This window comes from Blautia aquisgranensis (assembly GCF_040096615.1).
GTDB classification, from domain to species: domain Bacteria; phylum Bacillota; class Clostridia; order Lachnospirales; family Lachnospiraceae; genus Blautia_A; species Blautia_A aquisgranensis.
The window spans coordinates 193,499-206,309 of the sequence record NZ_JBBMEJ010000002.1 but is presented as its reverse complement, the minus strand read 5'-3'; the positions used below and the strand labels follow the sequence as shown (position 1 = coordinate 206,309).

The 12,811-nt window shown below is 43.3% G+C and carries 8 protein-coding genes; all 8 read right to left on the bottom strand.

Annotated elements, in window-relative coordinates; translation table 11 throughout:
* Positions 1 to 9: 9 nt before the first annotated feature.
* The 8 genes from WMO28_RS02870 to WMO28_RS02835 all read right to left on the bottom strand — a co-directional run bounded on the left by WMO28_RS02870 (position 10) and on the right by WMO28_RS02835 (position 12,696).
* Entirely contained in the window at positions 10 to 1,428 is a 1,419-nt protein-coding gene (locus WMO28_RS02870; protein WP_349055997.1) for an FAD-binding oxidoreductase, read from the bottom strand.
* 3 nt (positions 1,429 to 1,431) lie between these two features.
* A complete protein-coding gene (locus WMO28_RS02865; protein ID WP_178641875.1) occupies positions 1,432 to 2,622 on the bottom strand; it encodes an FAD-binding protein in 1,191 nt (396 codons plus the stop codon).
* 13 nt (positions 2,623 to 2,635) lie between these two features.
* Positions 2,636 to 3,424, bottom strand: a complete 789-nt coding sequence (locus tag WMO28_RS02860) for an electron transfer flavoprotein subunit beta/FixA family protein (protein ID WP_178641872.1) — start codon at positions 3,422 to 3,424, stop codon at positions 2,636 to 2,638.
* A gap of 181 nt (positions 3,425 to 3,605) precedes the next feature.
* Complete coding sequence (locus WMO28_RS02855) at positions 3,606 to 4,703, bottom strand: endonuclease/exonuclease/phosphatase family protein (RefSeq protein WP_349055996.1); 1,098 nt, start codon at positions 4,701 to 4,703, stop codon at positions 3,606 to 3,608.
* On the bottom strand, positions 4,700 to 6,007 hold the full coding sequence (locus WMO28_RS02850) for a TIGR02679 domain-containing protein (protein WP_349055995.1): 1,308 nt from the start codon (positions 6,005 to 6,007) through the stop codon (positions 4,700 to 4,702). Before WMO28_RS02850 ends, WMO28_RS02855 begins: the two co-directional genes overlap by 4 nt.
* 25 nt (positions 6,008 to 6,032) lie before the next feature.
* Positions 6,033 to 10,091, bottom strand: a complete 4,059-nt coding sequence (locus WMO28_RS02845) for a TIGR02680 family protein (RefSeq protein WP_349055994.1) — start codon at positions 10,089 to 10,091, stop codon at positions 6,033 to 6,035.
* On the bottom strand, positions 10,088 to 11,224 hold the full coding sequence (locus tag WMO28_RS02840) for a TIGR02678 family protein (RefSeq protein WP_349055992.1): 1,137 nt from the start codon (positions 11,222 to 11,224) through the stop codon (positions 10,088 to 10,090). The genes WMO28_RS02845 and WMO28_RS02840 overlap by 4 nt, the downstream gene beginning before the upstream one ends.
* Before the next feature lie 2 nt (positions 11,225 to 11,226).
* Positions 11,227 to 12,696 (bottom strand): TIGR02677 family protein, encoded by a 1,470-nt coding sequence (locus WMO28_RS02835; protein WP_349055991.1) that lies wholly within the window; start codon positions 12,694 to 12,696, stop codon positions 11,227 to 11,229.
* Positions 12,697 to 12,811 lie beyond the last annotated feature (115 nt).

The window sequence follows — 12,811 nt, the reverse complement described above, 5'->3', positions numbered from 1 at the left end:
CCCCCGTTTTTATTTATTATATTCGATGACTTTTCCCGGATTCAGGATCAGTTTGTCATCAAAGGCCAGCTTGATTGCTTTGTAAAGCGCGATCATACGCGGACCTGCAAACTCCTCCAGGAATTCCAGACGTCCGTTTCCAATACCATGTTCACCGGAAAGCTGTCCTCCAAGTTCTTTGGACAGTGCATACAGTTCCACAAGGCTTGCATGTGTGGCTTCCTTCCACTCCTGATCGCTCATTTCCGGTCCGCGGAGCATCTCTGTATGGATGTTTCCGTCACCACAGTGTCCGCATGGCTCCACGCGGATTCCATGTGCACTTGCAATCTTCTTGGCAGCCTTTACATATTCTGCGATCCTTGCACGTGGAACAACTACATCACATTCTTCCTGTGCCACAGAATCTGCTTTCATTCCTTCCAGGATTCCGCCTCGCACACTCCATACAGCTCCGGCACGCTCCGGTGTCCCTGCGATACAGCAGTCCAGAGCTCCATTTGCAAGAGCTGCTTCTGCTGCTGCTTCCACTGCACTGTCCAGCTCCTGTTTGCTGGATGCATCGTACATAACGATCAGCACTGCCTCGCCCTGTTTTACAGGGAACATCTTGTTCAGATTACGTTCTACGATATCGATCAATTCTCTCTCTAGGAACTCGATGGCAGTCGGCACAAACGGAAGTTCCAGAACCTTCGGAACCATATCTGCACATTCCTCAAGGCTCTTAAACGGCATGATCAGCGTACAGGTGCAGGTCGGTGCAGGAAGCAGCTTTAATGTTACCTGTGTCAGAATACATAAAGTTCCCTCTGATCCGATCACCAGATCTTTCACATCGTATCCCGTGGTGTTTTTTACAACATTGGATGAAAAATTCATGATCGATCCATCCGGCATGACAGCTTCGATGCAGCGCACAAAATCTCTTGTCAGTCCATAGCGTACTGCCTTCATACCACCCGCATTTGTGATAACATTTCCACCAATGGACGCTGTTTTTTCTCCCGGATCCGGCGGGTAAAAAAGTCCTCCTGCTGCAGCGGCAGCCTGAATATCGATGAGCAGAGCACCAGGTTCTGCTGTGATCGTCTGGTTTTTTCTGTCAATTGGAAAAATCCTGTTCATACGCATAACAGACAACATGATTCCACCATATTTACAGGTGGCTCCGCCTGCCAGTCCGGTTCCTGCTCCACGGCATACGACCGGAATATTTTCTTTATACGCATATGCCATGATCGCAGAGATCTCTTCTTTATTTAAGACCTCCACATACAGCTCCGGCGGGAATACACCGTACTCCGGCATCTCGTCGCGATAATATTCTTTTGCAATTTCATCTCCGACCCATACACGGTCTGAAGCCGTAACAGAACGGATATAGTCAAAATCTTCTGAAGTCATTTTTTTATAAGGGTATGCCATGACTTAATCCTCCTTCCGATTTTTTATCAGTTCTGTCAGCTCCGGCACAACCTGATACAAGTCATCTACGATACAGTAATCTGCCACATTGAAAATCTGTGCATCCGGATCATTATTGATCGCTACGATACAGTCAGAACCCGTCATACAGGAAGTGAACTGGATGGCACCGGATACACCGCAGGTAATGATAAGTTTCGGACGTACCGTTCTTCCGGAAAGTCCGATCTGATGTGCCACATCGCCGAATCCGTTCTCGATCATCGGACGGGTAAATGCCAGCTGTCCGCCAAGAGCATCTGCCAGCTCCCTGCACATTTCCACATCCTTTTCATTTCGCACACCACGTCCTGCTACAACCAGAACATCCTCTTCCTCCAGACTCTTTTCCTTGTCGATCACCTCAGAGGATAAAATATGTATTCTGGAATCTGTCATCTTTTCATTTACATGACAGACAACGATCTGACCTTTCGGGTCTTTTACCTTTTCTGCCTTATCCATGACCTTATAACGGACTGTAGCAAACTGCGGTCTTGATTTTGTGATTCCGATCTGCGCCATGATATTTCCGCCAAAAGCAGGTCTGATCTGGATCATATCTGTATTCGGTTTGATATCCAGTGTGGTACAATCAGCAGTCAGTCCTGTGTGGAATCTTGTGGAAAGTCGCGGTGCCAGGGAACGTCCCAGAGCAGTTGCTCCGATCAGCACAGAGCTTGGCTTGTTGGCTGCGATACAGTCTGCAACAGCATCCGTATAGCAGTCTGCACGAAAGCCCTCGAAGCCTTTGTCCTCATATACATAAACATTATCCACACCATATGGGAGAAGTTTTTTCGCATTCTCTGTTGTTCCTTCTGCTCCCACGATCACACAGTTTACCTGATAGCCTACTTTTACGGCCATCTTTCTCGCTTCTCCGATCAGTTCGAATGTGACCGGATGAATCTCGCCTCTTTCCTGCTCTACATAGATCAGGAAATTTCTCCATTTATCCTTGTCAACCGATTTCGCTTTCTGCTCAAAGCGAATTGCTTTTTCCGGGCAGTTTCTGACGCAGAGGCCACACATACGGCAGGTCTCACCCACAACAATTCCTTTTCCCTCTATTGCAAGGGCTCCAAAAGGACATTTCTCCACACAGATACCGCAAAGCACACATTTATCTGCGTCAAATTTCAAAAATTCCATGTTCCTCTTCCCCCTATATGATTTTCTTTCCAGTCAGAATCGCTACAAGCTTATCTGCTTTTTCTTTCGCATTTCCTTCAAGATAAACCTGTTTTTCGCTTTCCGGAGGAGCAAACATTTTTTCTACGGAAGTAGGGGAACCGATCAGTCCATAGCGGCTCAGATCGTGATCTAACATATCTTCAAAGCTTAAGATACGTACCGGACGTTCTGCTGTTGCTTTCTTTAATAAGTAGGAAGGCAGGCGCGGTACACAGGTGTCTTTATCGATTGTCAGCAGACATGGATACGGGATCTCGGAAACCTGTGAAACACTGACCAGATCCTGACGGACCTGAATGCTTTTTTCGTTTACATCCATGATCTCTGCTACCCAGGCTGCATGTGGAAGTCCCATATGCTCTGCGATCGCAGGGCCTACCTGTGCAGTGTCACCATCGGTTGTCTGCCGTCCGCAGATGATCAGATCCGCTCCGCCGATCACCTGGATTCCCTGAGCCAGCGCATAAGAGGTTGCCAGCACATCGGCTCCTGCAAATTTACGGTCAGAAAGGATCACGCCTTCATCTGCTCCCATTGTATATGCGTCGCGGATCATCTCCTCCGCCTGAGGCGGTCCCATGGTCAGAACTGTTACCGTACCACCTGTTTTTTCACGTATCATAAGTGCTGTCTCCAGTGCAAACAGATCGTATGGATTCGTTCTTGTCTCACCGGACATTCGTTTCATGGCACCGGTTTCCGGGTCAATATCCACCTTGGAGCTCGCCGGCACCTGCTTCATACATACAACTATTTTCATCTTTTATCTTCTTTCTTTGTTTACTTTCTTCATTTTTCACTTTAAAGCTTTAAACAGCTGTATAAGTATAACATTAAAGTGATATAAAGTCGAGAGTATTTTGGTAAAATTTACAATAAAATCCTAAAAAAAATCACTGCGAAATCATATCTCATTTCGCAGTGATTTTCATTATCTTATTCTATTTTTTCAGCTGAAATTCCATATATACCGGATCGTGGTCAGAATAAGAATATCCGGTGTTTACATTTTCGTATTTCATACATTCCACATTATCGGAAATAATGAATCCATCCAGTGTCACAGTATACGTTTCGCCCGGTACATACGGACTGTCCGCATTACGGGCACTGTTCCAGATATTCTTTTTTTCTTCTGTTGAAAACTGATCCAGACAGAAAGAAAAATGCTTCGGAAGTTCCTCTCGCGGGAACGGATATGCCCATGATTCCGTCTCCTGATTCTTTTCGTCCTCCTCTGTGACCTTCAGATCATGGTTGAAATCTCCTCCGCAGATCACATAATTTCCTGCCTCATATTCTTTCTGCATATCTTCGCGGAGCATACTGATCTGACCTTCCCGGACAGCATCACTGTTACCATAGGCTGACATATGCAGTTCAAAGATCACCAGCTCTTTTCCATTGTCCACCGGCACTCTGGATATGCTGTAGCATCTGTCCAGGTCGAAAAATTTCGTAAACGATGTAGACACCGGAAAACTTCTTCTTAAAGAATCCGTAACCGGATATCTTGAAAACAGGGCAAGGCCTGCCTTGCTTTTTCCGTGAGGCTGCGTAAACGGATAAAAAAGAAATGCCGAGTCATAATTCTGTGCAAACACACAGTTGTACGCAGGTATCACTTTTTTCAGTATGGAATATTCATCCAGATGATAGGTTCTTGTTGCATCCAGGTCGATCTCCTGGATCAGTGCAAAATCCGGATCCAGTGATGCAACCAGCTCGCCTGCACCTGTTACTGTCTCCTTCGCACTCTCCTTGCTCTTCGCCCAGGAGTATTTTCCGCCGTCCATAAAGAAACTGTACTCCGGCGTATATGCTCCGAAACCGATATTATATGTAAGCGCGGAGTATTTTTTTTCTGCTGACAGGGTATCTCCCTCTTTGTCATTCTCGGAAACGGTTTCTACTTCTAATTTTTTGTTATCCTCGATTCTATGATAGCTGGCATAAAGGTAAATGATGTAGCCCGCCAGGATGATGAGGATTGTTAGAAGGATGATGGCTGCTGTTTTTAATATTTTCTTTGTTTTCATGATTGGCCTCCATTGGGGACGGGGTTTTCTGGCTCCATATCAGTCAGAAGCTCCTTCAAAATATTTTCCTGATAGCCGGATCGCCTTTTCTCTCTAATATATTCTGCTGTTTTCAAAAGCTGTGGATGGACAATACGCTCCAGCTTTATCACACCCGTTTCGCTGATTGCTTCACCTGAAATACTTTTCTCATAATCTTTCGGTTCCATTCTCCATAAATGAATCCGATTCCCGTACTTCTGCCACAATCTGTCCGCAATTCCTATTCCGTCAGGATCAATATCCCCACTATAGTAAATGTCACTTCCACTTTTCAGAATCATCCCGATCAGCTTTTGCGCCGCAAAACGCAACTGACCGGATGTACACAGCAATGTATAATTTTTTCTCTGCAGATTTTCAATAAGATAACTGAACACCATCTCATTTTCTACGATGTACACCTTTTTGCTCAGCGGCCGAACTTCTGTGATCCCTTTCAGATTTTCCATAGTAACCACATAAGGTTCGCCCTCTTCACAAAATGCCTCATATGCCGGATGCCAGTTACCTTCTTTTTTCATTTTCAGTCCATATACGTGTACCAGCGAGGAAATATTATCCGGAACGATTCCTTCCTGTTCAAGTAATTCCCGCCATTGATAAGCATTTTCCGGCAATTGCCGTTTTCGTTCATAACAGATTCCATGAACCAGAAAAGTTCCTGCCGTTGTTCCCCTGTCAAAATAATGAGGATTGTCCGATACTTCTGCCGCAAATACCGCAAGAGGAAGCGCACACTGCACATTTCGGATTTCTTCAAGTTTCTCCAAAGCATTTCCCGCATGATATGCCAATATTCTGGCCTGCTTTGGCTCTTTCTCATATTCCCTCATAATCAGCTGATAACCATACTTTTTCGAAGAGATCATCTCGCTTATCCATTTTAACACTGCTGCTTCTGTTCCGATTTTTTTCTGAAAATATTCATATATACTTTCCAGAAAATGTTCCTTCTGCTTCTGCTGTTCTTTTTTCTCTCCTTGTCTTGTCACAAGTTCTTTTCCAAAATATTCCTCAAGAACAATTTTTATATCAACCGGCGCAAAACGTGTTTCCTGCAGCCCCTGCTCGAATTCCAAAAATGTAAACCGGATATCTTTCTCAAAAAACATTTTCCCCGTAATTCCACTTATCGCCCGCCGTTCTTCATCAGAAGCATTTTTCAAAGTAATCCTTCCTGCCACTTTTCCATAGGAACGCCATTTTTTCCAGAGTTCCCGGAAGCACCGGTTATATGCTTTCTGACTTTTAAAATATTCCACACATTTCCTGCTATTGCATACAATCTCACTGCTCATCTAAAATTCTTTCACTTCCGTTCCATGTATAACAGATCACAGAAACAACCTGTGAATTCTGCGGTCTCTGCAGCTCTGCGATACGCAGACTTTTCACTGTCTCAAAACAGCCCCAGAGAGACTGGGAATTCATGATATAATCAAAATCCAGTTTTTCTACCAGTTCAAACATGCTGCTGATATTCTTATCATCAACACCTGCAAAAGCCTCATCCAGCGCTACCATACGTGGATGATCTTTATTTTCTGCTTTCTGATACTGTGCATTCACTGCTGCAAAAAGAGGCACATACATTGCCATAGCCTTTTCCCCACCGCTGAATCGATTGAAAGCTGCATTCGTCAGAAGCTTTTTCGCATCTTCCCCTCGTTTATAAAACATACGGAATTCAAACCATTTCCGGTAATCCAGCGCATCTCTTACAAGATCCATGTAAGTTACCACTCCGCCGTTTTCTTCCAGCTTCATTTTTTCTGCCTGAATCTTACTTCGAAAATGTGCCGCAACTTTTTCAATATCCTCAAGTGTAAGAAGTGCTCTGTCACGAAGCAAAATCTTCTCAAGCTCTCCGATGTCAAGCTCCGTATCATTTTCCGGTTTCCGTGGCTTCCATTCCAGAGAAAAGCTCAGTCCCATGGAAGTGTCCATGTCTTTCATAAGTCCAGACATATCTGCAACCCATTTCCGGCTTTCAGCGATCCGGTCTGTAAGCTGCTGGCTGATCGTCTGGGACAGGATATCCTCAAAAAGCTCCCTGTCTTTTTCCCGGATCAGCAGTTCTGTCTCTTCGATCGATGTTTTCAGAATATTGTAAAATTCCTCCAGGTAAACTCTCTTTCCTTTCCAGGTGGATACGATCCGTACACGGCTGCGTAAAGCTGTTCCTTTTTCTCCGGACACATTGTTTTCTGAGCCAAAACAGCTTTCTATGGAAGTTCCATAAGGTGTCAGGCTTCCATTATGCTGCTGATAAACACGGAACAACGACTGGAACAATTCACTCTGTTCCCTGTTTTTATCACCTTCACGCAAAAAGCTTTGTGCTTCTCTTGCACAGTCATGCAACGCTTTATTTTCTCTGTCCATCACAAGCTTCAGGGAAAGCTCTTCCTCAAAGAATCCTCTTAAAGTTGTCTCTGCTTTGATCTCCTGCTGCAGCTCTGCCCGTTTATCCGGTTCCTCCTTCTGCATCCGCTCCAGTCTGTCTGCCAAAACCGCAAGATCTTTTCCAATGTCATTTATCTGGTCTTTAATCTTTCTGAGTTCTTCCCAAAGCTGTTTCAGACGATTCGCTTTTTCTGCAATGTCCGGACGATTTAAGTATTCTTCCAGCTGACGGATCTGGATCTCCACTTCTTTTCTTTTTGTAATGTAATTACGCTGTTCTATAAAAGCATCATCCATCTGCTGCTCATCCCGAGCAATCGCATCCTGCTTTGATTCACAGCTGCTTTTATCCGTGATGATCTGTAACAGATTCTGTCTTACCTCCTGCCAGATACTCTGGTATTCTTCCGCTGCGTCTCTTGCTTCTTCATATGCCTCTTCTGTCCGTCCATAGGGAAAAGCTTTGCATTTTTGCAGCATCTCCTGATATTTTCTGTTCTTCTCCTGAAGCTTCTCCCATTCCTTCGCTTTCTTTTGTCTGTATTCATCTGTCTTTATCTGAAGGCGCAGGCTGTATTCTTTTTCCTGTGAAAGTGCAGCATTAATATCTCCAAATCCAGGAAGATTCTTATACTCTTCCTGAAGTTTTTCCAGCCGATTCCCAATCTTTAAAATCTCATCTTCTACTGCAGACAGATTCTCATTAAATTCCCGGATAACAGCTTCCAGTTCCCGGATCTTCTGTTCTTTACGTCGCTTTCTTGCCAGAACACCTACAAATTCTGCCTCTTTGCTTTTATCTGCCCGTCCTGTGAGAATTCCCTGCCGGAACCATCCGTCTGTTCCGATATAAATCCCCTGTCCGTTCTCTTCTTCATAAATATTCGAAAGGATACGGGAAACTTCCTGTCTCAGATCCAGCGATAATTCTTCATTTACCTTCAATCCGGAAAAAGCCGAATTTCCCATCTTATCAAGATGCAACACTGTATCCTGCATTTCCGGAAAAAATTCTTTAAGATGTTCCAGATCCGTTTCCGCGATCACCAGTGCATCCAGGATTCCGGCTTTCTGCAACTGTGCCTCCATCCTTGCACAGGCAGCTTTATCCAGTTCTTCCGAAAATTCCACAGTTTTATAAAACGGTATCGCTGTGATTCCTTTTTCTTCCAGAGCAGTTCTGGAGCGTTCCGTCTGCTCATCTCTGTCCGGTTCCAGCTCACCCTGATTCCGGACCGTTTCCAGTTCTTCCCGCGTTTCTTCCAGCTGTTCCGTCAGGGATTTCTTCTCATTTTCTTTCGCCGTTTTCTGCTCCAGAAGCGTTTGTCTCTGCTGCTCATAATCCAACCGCAGCATTTCCTGTAAAACCCCTGCATCTTCCACCGAATGATATACTCTGATCCTCTCCTGAAGCTTCCGAAGAAGCTCTTCTTCCGGTTTCCATTCACTGGAATTCTTTTTTAACTCAAAAATCTCCACGATCCACTGATCGATACTGGCCAGTACCTGTTTCTGAGCATTCTCCAACGCCAGCTCTATTTCCGCCTTCTCACGTCTGCATTCTTCCAGCTGGCTGGATATTTCATCGTACTCCCTGGAAAAAATTTCATACTGCTTAATGATCTGTCTGCATTCTTCAATAAGTTTTTTCAGCATATCCAGGTCTCTGATGATTTCTTCTGTTTTTTCAAGGTTTTCTTCTTCTATAATGCGAAAAGATTTTTCATGATGCTCCCACCGCAGAATTTCCTGTTGCTCCAGAATTTCTTCTTTCTGCTCTTCCAGCTCCTGCTGTTTCTGTTCCAGATGATCCTGGATTCCTCTCAGTTCCTGCTCACCTTCCCAGATTCTTGTCTTACATTCCTGGATCTTCTCTTCCCAGCGGGCCTCATTCCGCTCAGCTTCCTCTTTCTCTTTTCTGGCATGTTCCAGTTTATGATCGATTTCTTCCAGATCCATATCAAGAAGCCCGTTCCGTTCTGTCTCTGCCAGTTTTTCTTTTTCCCGCAGTTCCCTCAAAAGATCTGTTTTCTTCTGACTGCTTTCCCTTGCTTCCTTTATTTCCTGTGCACGTTTTTCAAAAGCCTGCTGAAAAATTTCTACTTCTTTCTTTTTTTCCAGATATGCCTGCGCTTTTTTTGCAAGCATATACTGATTATAGCGGGTATATTCATTTCGGATGATCTTCACATCTGAAAATGCCCGGTTCAGGGTTTGAAGACTGTCCTGAATATCATCCATTTTTTCCATGGCATCTACCATGGCTCTGAGATCTTCATCCGTCAGTGTCTGCAGCGAATCATTCAGTATTTCATATACTTTTGTAGGCTTGAATTCCTTGGAAAGTTTTGGCGCACGCACCTTTACAAGAAGCCGGATAAACTGTTCATACTGCTCTTCTTTACGGAATCCAAAAATATACTGATTTACATGTTTTTTATATTCGCTCTGACTGTCTGTAAAAAAATTCTCTTCCCCGAGAATATTCTTTATTTCTCTCTTATCATAAGGAATTTTGTTGCTTCCAACTTCTTTATACAGCCACAGATCGTATCCGATTCTCTTTCCGTCAAGAATAACAAATCCCCAGAAATCCATAGGTTTTCCACGGCGTGCTCTCTGACCGATTCCGATCGTCCTGTATTCATCTGAATCTTTTTTCTTAAATTCCAGAAAAAGATATCCGGTTGCCTCGTCTCTTCCTTCTTCACCAAGAAAATAATATTCCATCTTCCGGTCACTGGAACCAAAAGGATCCAGTCGGCTTGGTGTGCGGTCACCATCCAGCACAAAAGGAATGAAACTTTGTGTTGTAATGGATTTTCCAGAACCATTCTGTCCACGAAGAAGAAGTTTTCCATCCAGGAATTCAAAAATTTCTTCATCATACAGCCAGAAATTCACAAATCCGATCCTGTTCATCTGCCAACGGTCATTCACTCTTCTGTACCTCCCTCAAAATCCTTCGGATAAAAACCTGCAAGCCTTCCAGCCGCCGGTAAGATCACAACCTGATCCTGTTCACAGCGGATCAACATCCAGTTTTCCATATATACTCTGACTGTCTCTATCAGCTTTGCTTCTTCCATTTCGCGAAATTCTTTACTCCATCCCTTTTTCCATTCTTCCCGGCAGTTTCGCACAAGCTCTGAAAATTTTTCTTTTGAAATATAAATACATTCGTTTTCTGCTTTCTTAAGTTTTTCCTTTGTAAGTTCATCCTGTATTCTGGCACAGATCAGAAGCACTGCTTCCGGCAGCATGGCATCCCTGGGATGCACTGCCCCATAACAGTCACTTTCATCCAATGTTAAACACGCCATGTTTCTGTAAATATCCAGATTTCCTCCCAGATTCTGCTGGAGATATCTTGCTACCCACTGGCGCTGGTTTTTCAGATAAAGTCCATCTGCATCTTCATTTCCATCCCAGTACATAGCCGGACAGACTGCAAGCTGACGGTAAACACGGTTGACCCTGGATGCGCCTTTATCCTGTTCGATTTCATCAAAATCTGTTTTTTCAAAATCTCTCCAGGATTCATATCCGGAAATATCTGTGGGAAAACTCGTGGCAAAATATTTCGAATATCCTGTATTTTCATATAATACTTCCTGTCCTGCCTCAGAACCAAACCCTTCACTTCGTCCATCACGCGCCCATATCATCTGCAGTTTTTCCATATACTGCAAAACTCTTACCAGGGATTTTCTCTGAGTAAATGAAGTCCAATCAATGGTCATATACTCCTTTAGCTGCGTTTCTACATAACTGATCAGTTCCGACAAAAGAAAAGGCTCTCGTTCTTCCTTATCTTCCAGGTACATCAGAACCACACAAAAAATACAGTAGTCCCTGATTTCCGCAAACTCTTCAATTCCCATATAAGGCTCTGCATGTGCAGGCCTTTTTTCTAATTTCAGAAGGTTTTCCGTGTGGATCAGTTTCCATCCCAGCTGCTCACGGATGAATTTCTGAAAGTTTGGAATGTCTCTTTTTATCTTATAATAAGTCTCTTTATCTGTATCCTTGCAGATCCAGAATTTTTCCAACAATGTTCTGACTTCATTCATTCTTATTTAAACTCCAGTATGTACGATGGCATCACAAGGTTTCCATCTTCGCATTTCAGCACACAGGTTCCGTCTTTTCTCGTCAGGCGATACTCCTGTCCATATTCCGTTCTTCCTGTTTTCTGTGAACTCATATTTGCCAGAGATATCCATTGTAAAAATACTGCTCTTGTGCTTTCTTCTACAGTTTCGTCAATTTCCGAAAATGTGATCTTGTTATCCCGGATATAATGCATCACGATTTCTTTCTGCTTCCTCGCCTGTTTCAGATATGCTTCTCTCTGGATCATCTTCTGAAATGTTTTATCCTCGAATCCTCTTTTATCTTTTTTCTCACGATAATTCCTCGTGTGCGGTTTCAACAGATATGTTGAAGGTTCCTCATCATATACACTGTTGTTGATCGAGTCTTCTTCTCTGGCTTCTATGGTCTTGAAGTGCTGAATCTTCTGCACGCCAAAAACATGTGCGGAAAGTCTTCTGGCTTCATCCAGGTCTTCGCATTGCAAAAACATATGGAGAAATTTTTTATAATCATCTTTTCTGCTGATACCCCAGTTCTGTATCTGCACGATCAGAGCTGCATTCTGAATAATGCTCCTGATTATGTCGTTGGTGATCTTCAGAACTTTTTTACACTCACATTCACGTCCATTGGAATCTATAAACCAGTTTTTCAGAGAATTCCATTTGCCCATTACGTTCTCTCTTATACTCGGCTCTGCGTTTCCTCTGATTTCCAGAGTTGCATGTGGTATTTCCAGCTCACTCTGCACAACTTTTTCCAGAATACTATTTTCCATAAGAAGAGTGTTTTTCTCCAGGAGTCTTTCAATCTTTCTGGAATGACGCTGCATTTCCTGAATAAATTCATTCAGATATTTAATAAATTTATCCTTGTGCACAATAAATTCCACAGACTTCATCAGCTGCTCTGATTTACCGGAATAAAAATCTCGCAGATAGTCCTGATAGTTCTGATTCAGTCTCCGGAAATCCTCCTGCATAAGATTCCACCACTCATTTACTTCTTTTAACGATGCCGTCTGCATAAGCTCCGCCTCATTCAGACTTTTTTCCAGCCGAACAAAAAAATTAGTAGAAAGATTTCCTGATTCTACAAATATATTTTCCAGTCTTACTGTTAAACGCTCTATTTCAACGGCATATTCTGACATTGTATACTGGTACTGTTTGTTCTTATATTCCGCTATTGTATAAACCCTTCCCGGATCCTGGATCGGTGTGAGATTCTTCCATTTTACCAGCATATCTAAATCAAGGACCAGCTGTTCCATGGTATAATCCCGGAACAACTCGTCCTTTTTTAACAACTGAAATATGTCCTCTTTATACATCTTGAAATTCATCTTCTCATATTCTCTGTAAAAGCATCTCATGATCTTACGATACACGGGAGCATTTGGGACAGATAAATATGATGTCTCATTGATCGCCTGAAGTTCGGACATTTTTTCCTCCATTGGGGACGGGGTTTTTTGGCTCTTTCTCCGTCAATAGTTATTCGATTAAATTTATGTTAGCATGTATGTGTGACACTGTCAACGCCATTGGCTCTAACAGAAA